20 protein-coding genes are annotated in these 19686 nt (G+C 46.2%); all 20 read right to left on the bottom strand.

Features of this window, described 5'->3' with window-relative positions:
* Positions 1-42 precede the first annotated feature (42 nt).
* Positions 43-1743 carry a proline--tRNA ligase gene (locus HT574_RS03255; RefSeq protein WP_175243442.1) on the bottom strand — a complete coding sequence of 567 codons (1701 nt, stop codon included), beginning with the start codon at positions 1741-1743 and terminating at the stop codon, positions 43-45.
* A 77-nt stretch (positions 1744-1820) separates the two neighbouring features.
* Positions 1821-3080, bottom strand: coding sequence for an RIP metalloprotease RseP (gene rseP / locus HT574_RS03250; RefSeq protein ID WP_175243441.1), 1260 nt, complete (start codon positions 3078-3080; stop codon positions 1821-1823).
* A 17-nt stretch (positions 3081-3097) separates the two neighbouring features.
* Entirely contained in the window at positions 3098-4240 is a 1143-nt protein-coding gene (dxr, locus tag HT574_RS03245) for a 1-deoxy-D-xylulose-5-phosphate reductoisomerase (RefSeq protein WP_175243440.1), read from the bottom strand.
* 20 nt (positions 4241-4260) lie between these two features.
* Complete coding sequence (locus HT574_RS03240) at positions 4261-5055, bottom strand: phosphatidate cytidylyltransferase (RefSeq protein ID WP_175243439.1); 795 nt, start codon at positions 5053-5055, stop codon at positions 4261-4263.
* Positions 5056-5060: 5 nt separating this feature from the next.
* The gene (locus tag HT574_RS03235; RefSeq protein ID WP_175243438.1) at positions 5061-5837 is read right to left on the bottom strand and encodes an undecaprenyl pyrophosphate synthase; all 777 of its coding nucleotides are present in this window, start codon (positions 5835-5837) and stop codon (positions 5061-5063) included.
* Between the two features lie 156 nt (positions 5838-5993).
* Positions 5994-6551 (bottom strand): ribosome recycling factor, encoded by a 558-nt coding sequence (frr, locus tag HT574_RS03230; protein WP_017437056.1) that lies wholly within the window; start codon positions 6549-6551, stop codon positions 5994-5996.
* Between the two features lie 2 nt (positions 6552-6553).
* Positions 6554-7276, bottom strand: coding sequence for a UMP kinase (pyrH, locus tag HT574_RS03225; protein WP_017437057.1), 723 nt, complete (start codon positions 7274-7276; stop codon positions 6554-6556).
* Positions 7277-7396: 120 nt separating this feature from the next.
* Positions 7397-8281: a translation elongation factor Ts gene (gene tsf, locus HT574_RS03220; protein ID WP_175243437.1), complete on the bottom strand. Its 885-nt coding sequence runs from the start codon at positions 8279-8281 to the stop codon at positions 7397-7399.
* 164 nt (positions 8282-8445) lie between these two features.
* Positions 8446-9153, bottom strand: coding sequence for a 30S ribosomal protein S2 (gene rpsB / locus HT574_RS03215; RefSeq protein WP_017437059.1), 708 nt, complete (start codon positions 9151-9153; stop codon positions 8446-8448).
* 163 nt (positions 9154-9316) lie between these two features.
* Positions 9317-9820: a hypothetical protein gene (locus tag HT574_RS03210; protein ID WP_175243436.1), complete on the bottom strand. Its 504-nt coding sequence runs from the start codon at positions 9818-9820 to the stop codon at positions 9317-9319.
* Between the two features lie 9 nt (positions 9821-9829).
* Positions 9830-10093 (bottom strand): hypothetical protein, encoded by a 264-nt coding sequence (locus HT574_RS03205; RefSeq protein WP_254698550.1) that lies wholly within the window; start codon positions 10091-10093, stop codon positions 9830-9832.
* Position 10094: 1 nt separating this feature from the next.
* A complete protein-coding gene (locus HT574_RS03200) occupies positions 10095-10856 on the bottom strand; it encodes a FliA/WhiG family RNA polymerase sigma factor (protein ID WP_175243435.1) in 762 nt (253 codons plus the stop codon).
* A gap of 43 nt (positions 10857-10899) precedes the next feature.
* Positions 10900-11400, bottom strand: coding sequence for a chemotaxis protein CheD (locus HT574_RS03195; protein WP_175243434.1), 501 nt, complete (start codon positions 11398-11400; stop codon positions 10900-10902).
* Positions 11397-12029 carry a chemotaxis protein CheC gene (locus tag HT574_RS03190; protein WP_175243433.1) on the bottom strand — a complete coding sequence of 211 codons (633 nt, stop codon included), beginning with the start codon at positions 12027-12029 and terminating at the stop codon, positions 11397-11399. The genes HT574_RS03195 and HT574_RS03190 overlap by 4 nt, the downstream gene beginning before the upstream one ends.
* Before the next feature lie 49 nt (positions 12030-12078).
* Positions 12079-12516, bottom strand: coding sequence for a chemotaxis protein CheW (locus HT574_RS03185; protein WP_175243432.1), 438 nt, complete (start codon positions 12514-12516; stop codon positions 12079-12081).
* A gap of 28 nt (positions 12517-12544) precedes the next feature.
* Positions 12545-14566, bottom strand: a complete 2022-nt coding sequence (locus HT574_RS03180; protein WP_175243431.1) for a chemotaxis protein CheA — start codon at positions 14564-14566, stop codon at positions 12545-12547.
* 13 nt (positions 14567-14579) lie between these two features.
* The gene (locus HT574_RS03175; protein ID WP_175243430.1) at positions 14580-15641 is read right to left on the bottom strand and encodes a protein-glutamate methylesterase/protein-glutamine glutaminase; all 1062 of its coding nucleotides are present in this window, start codon (positions 15639-15641) and stop codon (positions 14580-14582) included.
* 8 nt (positions 15642-15649) lie between these two features.
* Positions 15650-16522 (bottom strand): MinD/ParA family protein, encoded by an 873-nt coding sequence (locus HT574_RS03170; RefSeq protein WP_175243429.1) that lies wholly within the window; start codon positions 16520-16522, stop codon positions 15650-15652.
* Positions 16519-17649 (bottom strand): flagellar biosynthesis GTPase FlhF, encoded by a 1131-nt coding sequence (flhF, locus tag HT574_RS03165; RefSeq protein ID WP_175243428.1) that lies wholly within the window; start codon positions 17647-17649, stop codon positions 16519-16521. The genes HT574_RS03170 and flhF overlap by 4 nt, the downstream gene beginning before the upstream one ends.
* A complete protein-coding gene (gene flhA / locus HT574_RS03160; RefSeq protein ID WP_175243427.1) occupies positions 17646-19685 on the bottom strand; it encodes a flagellar biosynthesis protein FlhA in 2040 nt (679 codons plus the stop codon). Before flhA ends, flhF begins: the two co-directional genes overlap by 4 nt.
* Between the last annotated feature and the right edge of the window lies 1 nt (position 19686).

The following is a 19686-nucleotide window of genomic DNA, read 5'->3' as shown; positions in this document are numbered from 1 at the left end:
CTACTTTTCATCAGCACAGCCCTTGTCCATTTCTCTCGTTTGTCATTGCAGCAGACGGCGAATCGTATCAATGAGTTCATTCACCGATACTTCCATCGTTTCGCCCGTTTGCCGCACTTTTACTTCAACGATTCCTTCACTTGCCCGTTTTCCAACCGTCACGCGAATCGGAATACCAATTAAATCGCTGTCGGCAAATTTGACGCCGGCGCGTTCCGGACGGTCATCATATAACACTTCCAAACCGGCTTGTCCGAGCTTTTCATACCATTCATCAGCAAGCTGGCGCTGCTCGTCGTTTTTCGCGTTGACGGAAATAAGGTGAACGTCAAACGGCGCTACCGCCGCTGGCCAAACAAGACCATTTTCATCGGCAAACTGTTCGGCAATCGCCGCCACAAGACGCGAGACGCCAATGCCATAGCAGCCCATAATCATCGTTTGCGAACGGCCGTTTTCGTCCAAGTAAACCGCATTCATCGCTTCACTATATTTTGTCCCTAATTTAAAGACATGGCCGACCTCAATTCCGCGGGCAAAGCGGATCGTTCCTTTTCCATCCGGAGACGGGTCCCCTTCCTGAATAAAGCGCAAATCAGCATATTGCGCTACAGTGAAATCGCGTTCAGGGTTTACCCCGATATAATGATATCCTTCCTCATTTGCCCCGCATACGCCGTTGACGATCGCTTTTACCGCATGATCGGCAACAACGGTAACCGTTTCTCCCACGCCGATTGGGCCAAGGGAACCGATTTCACAGTTCATCACTTGCTTCGTTTCCTCCGGTGTTGCCAACTCTACGATCGAGGCGTCAAATAAATTTTTCACTTTGACGTCATTCGCCTCATGGTCGCCGCGGACAAGCACGAGTACGTAGCGGTCATCAACTTTGAAGAGCAGCGATTTGATGCATTTTTCCGGCATCACTTGTAAATAGGAAGCGACTTGTTCAATCGTTTTTTGTCCCGGTGTGTGCACTTTTTCCAAATCACGAAGCGGCTCATCGCTTTTTTCATAAGTCGTAATGACCGGCGCCATTTCGATGTTGGCGGCATAATCGGACGCATCAGAGTAAGCGATTGTATCTTCGCCGATATCCGACAATACCATAAATTCATGTGTATCTTTTCCGCCGATCGCTCCCGAGTCAGCAATGACGGCGCGGAAATTTAAGCCGCATCTCCGGAAAATATTGGAATAAGCTTCATACATTTTTTTGTACGTTTCATCTAAGCTTTCTTGCGATGTATGGAACGAATAGGCATCTTTCATAATAAATTCGCGGCCGCGCAGCAGCCCAAAGCGCGGACGTTTTTCATCACGGAATTTTACCTGAATTTGATAAAGCGTCAGCGGCAGGCGCTTATATGTTTTCACTTCATCGCGCACGAGCACCGTAATCATTTCCTCATGTGTCGGCCCGAGCGCAAAATCGCGTTCATGGCGATCCTTCAGGCGCATCAGCTCCGGACCGTATGAATACCAGCGTCCAGACTGCTGCCATAATTCCGCCGGCTGCAGCGCCGGCATGAGCAATTCGATCGCTCCGGCGCGGCTCATTTCTTCGCGGATAATCGCTTCTACTTTTTGCAGCACGCGCTGTCCTAGCGGCAAAAATGTATATACACCGCTGGCGCTTTGCCGGATAAATCCGGCGCGCAAAAGAAGCTGATGGCTTTTTACTTCCGCATCTGCCGGAACTTCTCGCAAAGTTGGAATAAACGACTGGCTTTGTCTCATCTTCTCGCACCTCTTTTTTCTCTATCTCTTTTGTTTTTAGGAAAGAAGGGAGAACATGCCCCTTCTTTCACACCATTTTATAGGAAAAATTTTTGAATATCGTTCCATGTAACGACAAGCATTAACAGCATGAGGAGCGCAAAACCGATAAAGTGAACCATTCCTTCTTTTTGGCGGTCAATCGGCTCGCCCCGCAGCGCTTCAATGGCGAAAAAGAGCAGGCGGCCGCCATCAAGGGCAGGAAGCGGCAGCAGGTTGACGATGCCAAGGTTGATGCTTAAAATCGCTCCCCATTTCATTAAATAATAAATTCCCGACTCCGCGACCTTTCCAGTCGAAACAGCAATGCCGACCGGTCCTGACAGCATATCGAGCTTAAATTGGCCGGTGATTAGCTGTCCGAGGCCGCCAAGAATTTCTTTCGTCCAATAGTACGTTTCCAGCATGCCTTGTTTTAATGAACCGAGCACCGATTTTTCCATCGGTCCGTACACACCGATTAAGCCAATGGTTTCTCCCTGTACCGTTTTGGCTTCAGGGGTTACCGCAATATCCATTACTTTTCCATCCCTCTGTATTTTAAACAACAGTTCCTCTTCCGGATGGGCGCGGATAATATTGACAATTTGCGTCCACGTTTTGACCGGCTCGCCGTCAATCGAAAGGACGACATCTCCTTGCCGGAGGCCAGCTTCCTTCGCAGCTCCTTTTTCTGTCAGTTCCCCGATGATCGGTTTGTCAACCGGATATCCTTGCAACAAACCAATGATTAAAAACACGGCGAAAGCAAGCACAAAGTTCATCAGCGGTCCTGCGAAAATCGTCATCGTCCGCTGCCCTAACGTCTTTGCCACAAATTGGCGGTGATAAGGAGCGATTTGAATTTCTTGATGATCAACGACAAAGAAAGCAGGCTCGTTCACTGTAAATCGTTCCAACCGCTCCTCGTTTCCGTCTACATAGCCGGTAATATACATGCGGTGCTCTAAATCCGCATCCTCTACTTCAATAATTCTCGCATTTGGATAGTCGTCCTTATGATTGATAATAATTTTATCGACGTTGCCATTACGGTCGAGCTCCAAGCCAACCACTTGCCCTGGCCTTACTTCCACCGTTTCCGGGTCTTCGCCGGCCATGCGGACAAAACCGCCTAACGGAAGCAGACGAATGGTATAGACCGTTTCGTTTTTCTTAAAGGAAAATACTTTTGGGCCAAAGCCGATGGCAAACTCCCGGCATAAAATTCCGGCTCTCTTCGCGAAAAGCAAATGGCCAAGTTCATGGAAAAAGACAAGCGCACCGAAAATAACAACAAATGCAATAATTGGTTCCAATGTTTCAACCACCTTTTTTATAGTAGTGACTGAACGTATTTGCGCGTTTCCGCATCTATGCGGCGAATTTCCTCAAGTGATGGCTCTTTGATCATTTCATGCCACTCAAGGGCGCGTTCGATATATTCTTCGATGTCAAGAAATGCGATGCGGCCGGCAAGGAAAGCGGCGACTGCCTCTTCATTGGCTGCATTTAATACTGTCGGCAGCGATCCGCCCGCCTTTCCTGCTTCATACGCAAACCGCAAACAACGGTAACGCTCCAAATCCATCCGTTTGAAGTTTAAAGTGCCAATCTGCGCCAAATCAAGCGGTTTGACGCTTAGCGGCAAGCGTTCCGGATAAGACAGCGCGTATTGAATCGGCACGTGCATATCCGGTGTTCCAAGCTGGGCAATGACGCTTGTATCGCGAAATTGAACAAGCGAATGAATGACGCTTTCACGATGCAATAATACATCGATCTGCTCATAAGACAGTTCAAAAAGCCAATGCGCTTCAATGACTTCCAGTCCCTTATTCATCATCGTTGCCGAGTCAATCGTAACTTTTGCGCCCATCGACCAGTTAGGATGGCGGAGCGCTTCTTCTACCGTTACGTGCTTCAGCTCTTCTCTCGTTTTATCGCGAAAGCTGCCGCCGGACGCGGTTAAAATAATTTTTTCCACCTGTTCTCGTTTTTCCCCTTGCAAACATTGAAAAATAGCGGAATGTTCGCTGTCAACCGGTAACAGAGAAACTCCCCGTTTTTTTGCCTCTTCCGTCACAATATGTCCTGCTGTTACAAGCGTTTCTTTATTTGCGAGCGCAATTGTTTTGCCTGCTTCAATCGCCTTTAGCGTCGGCACAAGGCCAACGCTGCCGACAACAGCCGTTACAACGATATCCGTTTCCGGAAAAACGGCCGCTTCTATTAATCCTTCCTCCCCATAAATGATTTTTACTTTGCCTGCATATTCGCTCCGCAGTTTATCATACGCATCCCGATCGGCGACGGCAACGAGACGGGGGGCAAACTCTTCAATCATCGCCCGCGCCATATCGACATTTTTTCCAATCGAAACAGCCGCTAGCCGAAATTCATCGGGATGGGAACGAATGATATCGAGCGTCTGCGTACCGATCGAACCGCTCGCCCCTAATATACTAATATATTTCAATGTCTTCACTCCTAACTCCCTTATAGCGCCATGCTAATGAAAAAGTATAAAATAGGCAAAATAAATAATAAACTATCAAAGCGATCTAAAATCCCGCCGTGACCCGGCAAAATATTCCCGGAATCTTTTACGCCGTAATGCCGCTTAAATGCTGATTCGACTAAATCTCCCAATTGTCCGAAGATGGAAAGAACAATCGTCATCACCAATACAAAACCGATGCTGTGAAAAAGATTTGTTGTCCATTGATAAACTACGGCGACGGCGACGGCGCAAATGATTCCGCCAATGGAACCTTCCACAGTCTTATTTGGGCTGATTTCCGGCCATAATTTTCGCTTTCCAAAGGCACGCCCGATAAAATATGCCCCGATATCGGTTGCCCATATAATAAACAGAGCATAAACCATATACGCTAAACCAATGGAGCGAATTTCGCTAAAACAATAAAATCCGAAACCTACGTAAAGAATGGATAAAAGAATAAACCCCGCTTCATCAAAGGTAAAGGCGTTTTTCGTCACCACTGTATACGCAAGCAATAAGAAGGCGCCTAACAGCAGCAGCCCAAGTTTGGTTGCGTGGAAAGACGCAAGCCCGCTTTCATATTGCTGGGGAAGAAGCAGCAGCCATAAAACGACAAAGCTGATCGCCCCTTCAGGAGAAACGACGCGCAGGCGCTTCATGCGAAATAATTCAAACAGCCCGACCGTCGCTAATATATATGTTACTATTATAAACGGAAATCCGCCAAAAATAACAATCGGCAGAAATAAAGCGGCCGCAATCACTCCAGTAATGACTCGCTGTTTCATCGCGTTTATACTCCTCCAAACCGGCGATCACGCTGTTGAAAGACGGCGATCGCTTCTAATAAATGTTGCTCGGTAAAGTCCGGCCATAGGACATCAGTAAACCAAAATTCCGTATAGGCGAGCTGCCATAGCATAAAATTGCTTAACCTGATTTCGCCGCTTGTGCGAATGAGTAAATCCGGGTCAGGCAGCTCTTTTGTCATTAAGTAAGAGGATATTATTTTTTCTGTAATTGCTTCCGGTGCCAATGTCCCTTTTTGCACTTCTTTGGCAATTCTCTGCACCGCGTATGTAATTTCCGCCCGGCTTCCGTAGTTTAAAGCAAAGTTAAGAATTAACCCGGTATTTTTTTCTGTTTCGCGAATCGCTTTTTCCACCGCTCTGCGGGTATGGTCGGGAAGCTGCTCCGTATGACCCATGACCCGCACCTTTACGTTCTCCTCTATTAATTCAGGCAGAAATGTCGTTAAAAACTGTTCCGGAAGCTTCATTAAATAATCCACTTCACTTTTCGGTCGCTTCCAATTCTCTGTTGAAAAGGCATATAGCGATAATATTTGAATGCCGAGTTCGTTGGCAAAACGAGTGATTTTACGAACAACCTGCATCCCTTCGTAGTGGCCCGCTGCCCGCGGCAACGCCCGTTTTTTCGCCCATCTCCCGTTTCCGTCCATAATGATGGCCACATGTTTCGGGATCGGGTTTTGCAGTATTTCTTCTTTTGTGTAGCTAGTGGGAGAAAAAGATTCCTCCACTTTATTTTTCCAAATTTTATTAAACATACTAGTCCTCCGTATGAAAATATTTTTCCATTCATGTACTATGCGACTAGTGCGTACCCCAACGCAATTTTTGCATTATTTTTCTCCTGTCCTATTTTTGCCTCTTCATTATAACAAAAAAACCCTCCATAAATATAGAGGGTTTTCCTTGTTCGATTATACTTCCATTACTTCTTTTTCTTTTTCTTTGGTAATCGCATCAATTTTGGCGATATGATCATCGGTAAGTTTTTGAACATCTTCCGTGTAGCCACGCAATTCATCTTCGGTAATTTCGCCATTTTTCTCAAGTTTTTTCAATTCATCGTTCGCATCACGACGAATGTTGCGCACCGCGACTTTGGCGTCTTCTGAATATTTTTTCACCAGCTTCACCAGCTCACGGCGCCGTTCTTCCGTCAATGGCGGAATGACAATGCGAATAACCGATCCGTCGTTCGATGGCGTCAGCCCTAAATCGGAAGCTAAAATCGCTTTTTCCATTTCTTTAATCACCGATTTGTCATAAGGCTGAATGACAAGCAAACGGGCTTCCGGCACGCTGATGCTTGCTAATTGATTAATTGGCGTCGCCACACCATAGTAATCGACCGTGACTTTTTCAAGCAAACTTGGATTCGCTCTTCCGGCGCGAATCGTCGCCAGTTCACGGCTGAACGCCTGCACCGCTTTATCCATTTTTTCTTTCGCGTTATTGATCACTTGTTGAGCCATCCTTACTTCCCCCTTACGATTGTTCCGATATTTTCACCTAAAACAGCACGCTTGATATTTCCTTCTTCTGTAATCGAAAAAACGATTAACGGAATATCGTTGTCCATGCATAACGACGAAGCGGTAGAATCCATGACGCCCAATCCTTGTTTAATGACATCCAAATACGATAGTTCGTCATATTTTACGGCATTGGCATCCACTTTCGGATCTGCGCTATATACGCCGTCCACATTGTTTTTCGCCATTAAAATGACATCGGCTTCAATTTCCGCCGCGCGCAATGCAGCCGTCGTATCTGTTGAAAAATACGGATTTCCAGTGCCGGCCGCAAAAATAACAACGCGTTTTTTCTCGAGATGTCGGATCGCTCTTCTTCGTATGTAAGGTTCAGCTACTTGGCGCATCTCGATCGATGTTTGCACCCGCGTTTCCACTCCGAGATTTTCAAGGCTATCTTGAAGTGCCAGCGAATTCATGACCGTCGCCAGCATTCCCATATAGTCTGCAGTGGCGCGATCCATTCCCATTTCGCTTCCGGTTTTTCCGCGCCATATATTGCCGCCGCCGACAACAATAGCGACTTCCACGCCGAGTTCGGCCACTTCTTTTACTTGTTTTGCAATCGACTGAATGACCGCAGGGTTAATGCCAAATCCTTGTTCGCCAGCAAGCGCTTCACCGCTTAACTTTAAAACAATACGCTTGTATTTTGGTTTTTCCATGTCAAACCTCCATGCAGCTAATTAGGAAAAACAGTGATCACTGAAAACGATGTTCTGGCAGGATTACAACATGCCATTTTAAAAATAGGGAACACGGCGTGTGTTCCCTGTTGCTTTGCTTCATTGCTTTCTTACCTGGTTCATGACTTCTTCAGCAAAGTTATCTTGGCGTTTTTCAATGCCTTCGCCGACTTCATAGCGGACGAATTGTTTTACCGTCGCACCGTTCGATTCAACATACTGGCGCACTTTTACATCCGGATTTTTTACAAACGCTTGTTCTAGCAAGCAAACATCTTCATAAAATTTATTTAAACGGCCTTCCACCATTTTTTCGACAATATGTTCCGGTTTTCCTTCATTTAGTGCTTGCTGTTTCAACACTTCGCGTTCATGTTCAACTTCTTGCTGTGGCACTTGGTCGCGGGAAACGTATTTCGGATGCAATGCCGCAATGTGCATAGCCACATCTTTCGCCACTTCTTGGTTTGTCGTACCTGCTAATAATGTTAATACGCCGATGCGGCCGCCCATGTGCAAGTACGCACCGAAAACGTCATTGTCACCTTTTTCAAGAATTTCAAAGCGGCGCAGCGTGATTTTTTCGCCAATTTTAGCAATCGCTTCGTTAATATGATCTTGAACGGTAGATCCGTTATCCATTGTTTGCCCAAGCGCTTCTTCCAGCGTAGCCGGCTTATGTTTTAGCAAGTGGGCGGCAAGCTCTTTTACTAACGTTTGGAACGCTTCGTTTTTCGCCACAAAATCTGTTTCCGAATTCACTTCTAAAATAACGGCGGTATTGCCGGCTGTTTCAATAAGCGTTGTTCCTTCTGCTGCAATGCGGTCCGCTTTTTTCGCCGCTTTGGCGATTCCTTTTTCGCGAAGCCAATCGATCGCTTTGTCCATATCACCATTTGTTTCCATCAATGCTTTTTTGCAGTCCATCATTCCCGCGCCTGTTTTTTCGCGCAGTTCTTTTACCATTTGTGCTGTAATCGCCATCAAATAAATCCTCCTTTAAAATCGCATGTATGTATCGTTTAAACAAAATTCGCAAAGCAAATTTTGTTTTCTGCCGTATTCGTAGTATAGCCAAGAAGAGCGATTTTCTGTCTCAAAAAAAGGTGATAAAAGGCTTCCCCCTCTTATCACCTTTCTAAACCAAATTACTCGGCAGCAACGACTGCTTCTTCGCCTTGTTTTGCTTCTAATACTGCATCGGCAATTTTCGAAGTAAGAAGTTTTACCGCGCGAATCGCGTCGTCGTTTGCTGGAATGACATAGTCGATTTCATCCGGATCGCAGTTTGTATCCACGATACCGATGATCGGAATGTTTAATTTGCGCGCTTCCGCAACTGCGATGCGCTCTTTGCGCGGGTCGATGACAAACAGAGCGTCCGGCAATTCTTTCATTTCTTTAATGCCGCCTAAAAATTTCTCTAAACGTTCTTGCTCTTTCTTTAAGCGGATGACTTCTTTTTTCGGAAGCACGTCAAAAATGCCGTCTTCCTCCATTTTTTCAATTTCTCTTAAACGCTTAATGCGTTTTTGAATCGTCGCGAAGTTCGTTAGCGTACCGCCTAGCCAGCGTTGGTTGACATAGAACATGCCGCAGCGTTCTGCTTCTTCTTTCACCGATTCTTGCGCTTGTTTTTTCGTACCGACAAACAAGATTTTGCCGCCGTTTGCCGCTAATTCTTTGACGAAGTTGTATGCTTCTTCTACTTTTTTGACGGTTTTTTGCAAGTCGATAATATAAATGCCGTTGCGTTCCGTGAAAATATATTTTTTCATTTTTGGATTCCAACGGCGAGTTTGATGTCCGAAATGAACACCAGCTTCAAGCAATTGTTTCATCGAAATGACCGACATGTTGGTTCCTCCTATATTTTGGTTTTTATTCCTCCGCCCATGTCATCTTTAAGCAAGACTGACGATGTTACGTCAGCACCGTTGCTTAAATCGATGGACGTGTGTATTCACACCATATAAAAATATATCATAACTGCCTGTGACAAATCAAGCAATTATTTGCCTACTTTTGGCGGAATTTTAACAATAACTCCACTTCTGTTTTTCCTTTCTTTAGGATTTTCGCGATTTCTTCTGCTGTTTTTCCTTGTTCGTAAAGCTGCCGAACGCGAGCGGCGGCGAAAGAAGCCGGCCGTTGACGTATATCTACAACATCTTTTATCTCATCAATGTTTGGAAAATAGCTAGGGAGCGCTTCCGTTTCCGTCTCTTCGCTTGTCGCCGTTGTTTCGTTGCCTTCCGCCTGCGGCTCGGCGCTGTCTTTTGGCGGTGAATGGTCCGTCTGAGTGCGGTTTGGCAATATTGCCGCCAGCTCTGCTAAGAAGCGTTCGTTTTCTTCCTTCCACTCTAATAAATAGGCAGAAAATGTTTGTTCCATCTCTTCCGTCATTTGCTGCTGCTGCTTTTCGATTTCTTTTACCTTGGCTAACCGCAAATAAAGCAAAATAATGATCCATAAGGAAAGCGCATGAAGAAGAAAACTAATCGTGAGCAAAAATGCAAGCATGGTTTTCCACTATCCTTTAATGTCAATTTTTTCTTTATATGGATGAATATTGCCGCCATGTCGCTTGCGGCCGATATTCGCGCTTGTGCGCTTTTCGGTTGTTTGCTTACGCGTGCGGGCATCTTGTTTTTTGCCGCTTCTACAAGCTGCGATTGCACGATTTATGAATGCTGGTGCAGCACATTTTGCATATTCCCGGCGCCATATGTCTTCGGGGAAGCGATTTGCAGCTCCGCTAGCTTCATATCCAATGCCATCTACCTTCCTTTCCATCTTAAAGCGCCGCTTCTAAAATTTTGCGCAACTTAAAAATCGCTTTAGAATGAAGTTGGGAAATTCTTGAGGTGGAAAGCCCTAAAATTTCGCCGATTTCTGTAAATGTCAATTCTTCTTTATAAAATAAACTAATCACAAGCTGCTCTTTTTCGCTCAGCTGTTCAATTACTTCCGCTAATTTTTCGTACAACTCCCGTTTGATCACTTCTTCTTCCGGAGATGGCGTTTTTTCATCGCGAACGGCTAAAGGCGCCGTTTCTTCTTCCTCCTCTGTCACAACTTGTTGGAAAGATAACACGTTGGCGAAAAAGTTCTCGTTGGCTACCGTATACACTTCCTCTTCTGCCATCCCTAATTCAGCGGCGACTTCCTTTGCTGTCACGGAGCGCATATACCGCTGTTCCAGCCTTTCGATCGTTTCCTCAATTTTTTTCGCCTTTTCTCTTATGCTGCGCGGGAGCCAATCTTCCTTGCGCAGCCCGTCCAAAATGGCACCACGGATGCGAAAAGACGCATATGTATCAAATTTTAAGTCGCGCGAAGGATCAAATTTTTCCAGCGCATCATAAAGACCAATCAGCCCGAGGCTGACTAATTCCTGTTTGTGAATATTTTTCGGCAGCGACACCGCAATTCGCTGCACATGATAATGAACGAGCGGCATATATATCTGTACGAGCTTATCTCCGGCTTGCGGATCGCGGTGCTCTACCCAGCTATCCCAATATTTCCGTTCTTCGTCCGCTAACACATATGCCATATTGTTCCACCCCGTTTATTTGAAAATGCCGCTGTTTCCTTTGTTATATTTCCTTGACTCCTTGATTAACCGTGCGAATCAATAAAACGCCCGTCTGCGGGTTAAACTCAATCGTTCTTCCGCTGCTGCCACCGACGTCTTCGGCAACGATCGGGATACGAAAACGCTTTAACTGCCATTTTACCGCTTCGACATTTCTCGCCCCAATCCGCATCATGTCGCTACTTTGCGAAGGGAAGGAAAACATTTGCGCCCCGCCAGCTATTTTTGCCTTTAACATTTCTTTTCTTCCCCCTGCCTCGAGAACAAGCTCGATGAGCGCCGCCACCGCTGTATCAGCATATTTGGCCGCATTGATCGTTTCCGATCTTGCCATCGCGGAATCGGGAAGCATCACATGGGCCATTCCAGCCACCTCTTTCATCAGATCAAAAATCACAACACCGACACACGACCCTAATCCAGTCGTACGAATGACATTTGGTGCACGCACAACATTCATATCAGCAATGCCAACTTTTATGATATGGATCGTTTCACTCATGGAAGCTCCACACCCAACGCCCGAAAGATAGAGGCAAACGAATCTGGATCAGGGAGCAAAAAGAAGTGGCCATTGACACTGTCTTCTGGACTCCGTTCATCATATACTGCAGTATCAATCAAAATGGCATAATCGCCGGCGCGGGACAATTCGAGCAGCCCATACTGCAAAATAGCGCCAATCATATCGACGGTAAGCATCGGGACGGACGGATAAAGCACTAAATGAGTAAAGTCGGCCAAAGCGGAAAGATAGGAACCGGCAAGGATGTTTCCTAGTTCTTGCAATGCGGATTGTCCTAGTTCAGTCGAATGTTCACGAAACGAAAACGTTTCATCACCGGTCATCTGCCGGATAAAACGCTCCGCCTGCTCGAGTGACAAGACGAAAAACATATTTCCCGGCGCATCACCTTCAATGCGCAAATACACACATGCTACGACTTGCTCGGCCCCGCCGATCAGCTCCATCATTTCATCAAATGCAACAATTTGCACATGCGGAACCGCCATTTCAATTTTTTTGTTTAATAGCTTGGACAGCGCCGTCGCCGCATTTCCCGCCCCGATATTGCCCATTTCTTTTAAAATATCAATATGGGTGCCGGTAAGTTTGCGAATATGATCCATAAAGCAGCAGCTCCTCTCCAGTAATGCGAAAAATCAACGGGAAACCGACTTATTTTTCCAGTACTTTTTCTAAATTTAACAAAATTAATAGCCTTTTTCCGGATCTGGCAACCCCGTGAATATAATCGGCTGCCACCGTTCCAATCGCTTCCGGCGGCGGCTCCATGCTTGATGACGGGATGTCGAGCACATCATTGGCCGCATCGACGATCAATCCGACCTCGAAATCTTTGATGGAGACGATAATAATGCGCGTTTGTTCAGAGTACGGCACGGAAGGAAAGCCAAACCGCTCCCGCAAGTCAATAATCGGCGTAACGACACCGCGTAAATTGATTACTCCTTTGACATAATGCGCCGTGCGCGGCACGCGGGTAATATGCTGAATTTTTTCAATAGAGCGGACATATTGAACTGGGATGGCATATTCTTCATCTTTTAACCGGAAAGCAATTACTTTCCATTCGACTCCTTGAATCGCCGTCATTTTTCGTTTCCCCTCCCAATCAAACAAATTATTTAATTAGCGCATTGCAGTCGATAATAAGCGCTACTTGGCCGTCACCTAATATCGTTGCACCGGAAATCGCAAAGACGGATGTTAAATAGTTTCCTAATGATTTTAATACGACTTCCTGCTGCCCGATAAACGAATCGACAACAAGTCCTGCCATTTTTTCCCCCTTGCGAACGATCACCACGGAAACCACTTCCTCTTCCGCCACTGCCGCTGGCACTTCAAAAATGTCTTTCAAAAATACAAGCGGAACTACTTTTCCACGGAAATCAATCATCTGCTGATTATGCGCATGTAAAATATCTTCTTTTTTAATAATGGCTGTTTCAATAATCGATGATAAGGGAATCGCGTATTTTTCCTGCTGAATCTCTACAAGTAATACAGAAATAATCGATAACGTCAATGGCAATTGAATAGAAAAAATCGACCCTTTCCCTTCTTCCGAATCTACCGTCACCGTTCCGCCAAGCGATTCAATCGTGCTTTTGACAACATCAAGCCCCACCCCGCGCCCAGAAATATCGGAAATATGATCAGCGGTGGAAAAGCCTGGCGCAAAAATTAGTTCATATACTTGCTTGTCCGTTAAATTAGCAATGTTTTGCTGGGAGACGATTCCACGATCGAGCGCTTTTTGCAGCACTTTTTCCCGCTTAATGCCGGCTCCGTCATCTTCAATTTCAATAAACACATGATTGCCGCTATGGTATGCTTTTAACTTCACGGTTCCTTCTTCCGGCTTACCGCTTGCCCTGCGTACATCAGGCGTTTCAATGCCGTGGTCGATCGCATTGCGGAGAAGATGGACGAGCGGGTCGCCGATTTCATCAATGACAGTACGGTCGAGCTCAGTTTCCGCGCCGATGATTTCCAAGTTTACTTTTTTCCCTAATTCGCGCGCCAATTGCCGGACCATACGTGGAAAACGGTTAAACACGGTTTCTACCGGAACCATGCGCATGTTTAAAATAATCGTTTGCAAATCACTAGAAATACGCGACATCCGTTCCACCGTTTCATTCAATTCCGGATGATTCAATTCACGGGCAATTTGTTCTAACCGCCCACGGTCAATGACGAGCTCCTCAAACAAATTCATTAAAACATCGAGTCGTTCAATATTGACGCGAATCGTTTTATTCGGCGGCACCGATTGTCTTGCCGCCACATTTTTCTCCGTCGTTTTCCCCTTTTCCTCTTGAACGGCCGCCGCTTGCTGCCTAAGCATGGTTTCATGTTCTTCTCCCGCACTGCCCGTTTCTTTCCGTCTATCGATATCGAGCGGTACAACTTCTACCTCTTCTACTTCAGAAACTTTCATCAGTCGCTCATATAATTGTTCCGCTGATTGCTTTGTCACTACCGTTAGCAAAAACTCTTGATCAAATTGCTCCTCTTCAAGCATCTCGGCAGGGGGAGTTGATTTAATCACTTCGCCCGCCTCGTTTAATGCTTCAAAAATCATATAGACACGCGCCGATTTTAACAAGCAGTCTGCCCGCAATTTCACGCGGATTTCATAGGCGGAAAAGCCTTGCTCTTTGGACTGCTGCAGCACATTATACTCAAATTCCCCGTATGTTTGCCTAAGCGGTACCGAAAAAGTATTGGACGGTCGCTCCGCTAGGGAGGGGACTTCTCCTTGTTCAATCCGCTTTAATTGCTCCACCACTTCTTTTACGTCGCGTTTGCCGTCGCCACCTGCAGCAATCGCCATAATCATCGCTTCTAAGTGATCGACTGCTTGAAATACAACATCCAATATTTCCGGGATAACGGCAATTTTATGATTGCGAATGCCATCCAGCACATTTTCCATTTGATGGGTTAAATTGGCTAAATCATCAAACCCCATCGTCGCTGACATTCCTTTTAACGTATGGGCGGAACGAAAAATTTCATTGACGATTGCCATATCTTCCGGCGCTTTTTCTAATTCTAGCAACTGTTCATTGATGGCCTGTAAATGCTCTTTGCTTTCGTCAATGAATATCTCTAAATATTGGCTCATATCCATTTTCTTTTCCCCCTTACCCTTCCACATATTTGATAATGGCCCCGGCAATTTCTTCTAAAGGTACAATGTCATCGACGACGTTCGCCTGAATCGCTGCTTTCGGCATTCCAAACACCACTGCCGTCTCCTGCGCTTCGGCGATCACTTTCGTGGCGGCGTTTTCTTTCAGCTTTTTTAATCCCGCTGTTCCGTCCGATCCCATCCCCGTCATAATGACAGCTATTTTTTCGTAATCCGTTACGGTACTGAGCGATTCAAACAGCACATCGACGGAAGGACGGTGACCGTTTCGCGGCGGTGACTGTTCGAGGCGGGCCGTCAGCATTCCTTTTGCTTCATGAACTAATAAATGATAGCCCCCAGGCGCAATATATGCCGTACCATTTTGCAACGTTTCCCCATCCTCTGCCTCTTTCACCGTTATAGACGAAAGCGCATCAAGCCGTTGCGCTAACGATTTGGTAAAGCCTTTCGGCATGTGCTGGACGATGACGATGGGCGCAGGGAAATTTTCCGGAAATTTAGTCAGTACAAGCTGCAATGCGCGCGGCCCTCCTGTGGATGTGCCGATGCCGATCACTTTTTTGCGCTGAGACGCCTGATGCGAAAATGGCTTTATCCAATGATTGACGGCAATTTTACCAAATTTGCTGTTTCTGGAAATGATCCGGACATTGGCACGGCTCGCCAGCAGCACTTTACTAGTCAGCTCTCCCTTTACTTTATATAAATCGAGCGAAATGAAGCCAGATGGTTTCGCGACAAAATCAACGGCACCATATTGCATAGCGGTGATCGTATTTTCCGCCCCTTCCGTCGTCGTGCTCGATACCATGACAACCGGAAGCGGATGTTCCTGCATGATCTGCTTGAGCGCCTCCAGTCCGTTCATGATCGGCATTTCCACATCCATCGTCACGACGTCGGGATGTGATTGTAAAATCTTTTCTAACGCTTCCTTCCCGTTTCTCGCCGTTCCTACCACTTCGATGTGCGGGTTTTCCGAAAGAAAGTCGACAATCATTTTCCGCATAAAAACCGAATCATCGACGACAAGCACTTTCACTTTATCCATGGGTGGCCTCACCTTTCTAGTAAAAAGTGACGCAGTCTGGCAAAAAAATGAAATGGATCCCTCTCTTTCTCTTGCGCCACTGCGCCGGCCGATAAATAACGGTCCGCTAGCGTATGCATAGCACGGCTTACTTTAGCAGTGGGATCAAACAACAAAAACGGTGTTTGCCGTACTACCGCTTTCGCAACGGTGCGGTCTTCCGGCAGCATGCCCAGCGGAATCACCTCTTTGTCCAAAAATTGTTTCGCTACCTGTTTCAGACGCTCTAACGTCTCACGGCCTTCTTTGTCCGTCCGCACGCGGTTCGCAATGACGTACAGCGGAATCTCCCTTTCCTGCGTATACATATATTTCATCATCGCATACGCATCAGTGATGGCTGTCGGTTCCGGCGTGGTGACAATAAAAATGTCATGGACAGCCTTTAATAGATAGAGCCGATCTTCGGAAATGCCAGCTCCCATATCGAAAATAAGATAGTCATATTGCGCTGATACCGATTGCAGCTCTGTTAGAAAATAGTCGACTTTTTCCTCGTCCATCGTAAAAATGTTGGTCAATCCCGTTCCGCCGGCAATAAACGATATGTTGTCCGGACCTGTTTTAATCAGTTCTTGCAACGGAAGCTGCTTCGCAAACAAGTCAACAATCGTTAACGGTGAAGATTGCCCAAGCAAAATATCAATATTTCCCATTCCAATATCCATATCCAGCAATAATACCCGAAAACCGCGTCGCGACAACATGATAGAAAAATTGAGAGAGACGTTGGATTTGCCAACCCCTCCTTTTCCGCTCGTAATAGCGATCGTTTTCGTGATTCGTTTTTGCCCGTTTTGCCTGCCTAAACGCAACCGCAAGTTTTCTGCCTGATCTTTCATCTTCCTTCGACCCCAAACAGCATGTTTATCAGTTGTTCCGGCGACGCCTCGCTAATGTCGTCCGGTACATTTTGTCCGTTAGTAAAGTAAGCCGCTCCTACGTTATATTCCATCATTAAATTAAACATCGCCCCATACGAAGTAGTTTCGTCTAATTTCGTAAAGATAAAGCGATCGATCGGAACAAGGGAAAACCGTTCATAGATTGTTTTCATATCTTCGTATTTTGCCGTAAGGGCAAATACGAGAAACGTCTCCATTTCTTCGTCAAAATCGATGATGTTTCGCAACTCTTTAACATATTGCGGATTGCGGAAATTCCGCCCTGTCGTATCAATAAAGACGATATCGCGGTCGGACAATTTTTTCTTCGCCTCTTGAAAATCTTGCAAATTATAACAGACTTCCAGCGGTACGTTTAAAATTTGCGCGTACGTTTTTAATTGTTCGATAGCCGCAATCCGATAAGTATCGGTCGTAATAAACGCGATGTTTTTCCTTTGCTCCAATACGCAGCGGGCTGCGATTTTCGCCAGCGTCGTCGTTTTGCCTACGCCGGTCGGTCCAACGACATTAATATATTTTTTTCGCAACGAAATGCCCCCAAACGGAACGGATGCCAATTTTTCTTTCATTATTTCTTTAGCCCAGGCAATCACCTGTTTTTCCGGCGCTTTTCCGCCGTCTACGTACCATTTTTCCAATAAGGCAGCTACAATGTCCTGGACTAATGAAGCGGAAATGCCTTGGCTTTCAAGCCGGCATTGAACTTTGCTAAGCGGGGCTGGATAAGAAGGAATGCCGGTCATGGCATTGGCGGAAAGCTGCTTTATCATCGCCTTCAGCTCTTGTAATTCATAAAGCAGCTTTCCATCTTCTCTCCCTTTTTTTTCATTCAGAAACGAGGAGGAAAATGAAACTTCTTCTTTTTTCCCCACCGCTTTCGAACGGATCGGCTGCGGGTCAACAGCGGCGATCACTTCGATATTTTTTTTCGTAAACAGCCCAAAAAGCCCGCCTTTATGAACGACTTTGGAATTTAAAATCACCGCATCGCTTCCAAGTTCAGCACGAATCATTTTCATTGCTTCCGACATCGACGGCGCAACAAATTTTTTTACTTTCATTCGATCTCCACCATCCCAACGCTTTGGACTTCCACATTTGTCTCCAGCTCATTGTAGGATAAAACAGGTAAGTTTGGAAAATAGCGTTCCGTCAATTGCCGCACATACATGCGAACGGCTGGAGAACATAGCAAAATTGGTGTTTGGTTTGCAAATACATGCTTCTCAAGCTGTGCAGCAATTGCTTCGATAATCGATTGAGACAGCGTCGGATCCAGAGACAAGTAACTGCCATGTTCCGTCTGCTGCACCGCCTCCGCCACCGTTTTTTCCACTTTTCCGGATAAGGTAATGACTTTTAATGGCTCGCCTGGAATCGCATACTGGCTTGTAATTTGCCGTGCCAGCGCCTGCCGCACGTATTCCGCTAATATATCGGTATCCGTCGTCATGCGGGCAAAGTCGGCCAACGTCTCAAAAATGAGAGGCAAATTGCGGATTGATACTTTTTCTTTCAGGAGTTTAGCCAGCACTTTTTGCACTTCCCCGACGGAAAGCGGATTCGGTGTCACTTCTTCCACCAATACCGGATACGATTCTTTTAAATGGTCGATAAGCTGTTTCGTTTCTTGGCGTCCTAGCAATTCATGTGCATGAGTTTTCAACACTTCCGTAATATGGGTAGATACAACCGACGGCGGATCGACGACCGTATAACCCAGCATTTCCGCTCTCTCTTTCATCTGCTCGGAAATCCATTTCGCGGGAAGGCCAAATGCCGGTTCCACCGTGTCAATCCCCTCTACCGAATCATCTTCGATTCCCGGACTCATCGCTAAATAATGATCCAAGAGCAATTCGCCGCGCGCTACTTCATCCCCTTTGATTTTCAGCCGGTACTCATTCGGTTGCAGCTGAATATTGTCGCGGATGCGGACAACCGGAATCACCAGCCCGAGCTCGAGCGCCAGCTGGCGGCGGATCATAACGATGCGGTCGAGCAAATCGCCGCCTTGGTTGGCGTCAGCAAGCGGAATGAGCGCATAGCCAAACTCAAATTCAATCGGATCGACATGAAGCAGGTTAATGACGCTTTCCGGGCTTTTTAATTCATCCATTTCCGTTTCTTCTGCTTCATCTTGCATAGCGGCTGTTTCCGGATGGGTCTCCCGCACGGAAAAGCGGTATCCGCCAAGCGCAAGCAAGCCCGCAATCGGAATCGTCAGCACATCGCTAATCGGCGTAAACAGGCCGAGCAAGAAAATCGTTCCTGCTGTGACATATAACATTTTTGGAAAGGCAAACAACTGTTTCATAATGTCGCCGCCAAGGTTGCTGTCAGATGCCGCTCTTGTCACAACAATACCGGTAGCGGTCGAAATTAACAGCGCCGGAATTTGGCTGACGATTCCATCGCCAACCGTTAATAATGTGTAGCGTTGCGCCGCTTCGGAAATGTCAAGCCCCTGCTGGACAACGCCGATGACCATACCAAAAAGCAAGTTAATCACAACAATAATCAATCCGGCGATCGCATCGCCTTTAACGAATTTGCTCGCTCCATCCATCGCCCCGTAGAAGTCCGCTTCCCGTGCCACTTTTTCCCGGCGTTGCCGCGCCTCTTGTTCGGAAATCATTCCGGCGTTTAAATCGGCATCAATGCTCATCTGTTTTCCTGGCATCGCATCAAGCGTAAAGCGGGCCGCCACTTCTGATACCCGTTCCGCTCCTTTCGTAATAACGACAAACTGGATGATAATTAAAATCAAGAATACGACAAAGCCGACGACAACATTCCCCCCGACAACAAATGTCCCAAATGTTTCCACAACACCGCCTGCTTCCCCTTTGCTTAAAATCGAACGGGTGGTGGAAACGTTCAGTCCTAAACGAAATAGCGTGAGCAGCAGCAAAAGCGAAGGAAAAATGGAAAATTGCAGCGGCTCTTTCATATTCATCGACGTAAGGAGAACTAACAGCGCAAGCGAAATATTGATGATGATCAATACGCTTAAAAGCCAGGACGGCAGCGGAATAATTAGCATTGCTACAATTAAGACGACCATCAATAATACGGATAAATCTTTTGCTTGCATA

Origin of the sequence: Parageobacillus sp. VR-IP (assembly GCF_013357975.1) — a bacterium.
Classification (GTDB): domain Bacteria; phylum Bacillota; class Bacilli; order Bacillales; family Anoxybacillaceae; genus Saccharococcus; species Saccharococcus caldoxylosilyticus.
The sequence above is the reverse complement of the archived record's forward strand: the minus strand, read 5'-3'. Positions and strand labels throughout refer to the sequence as shown.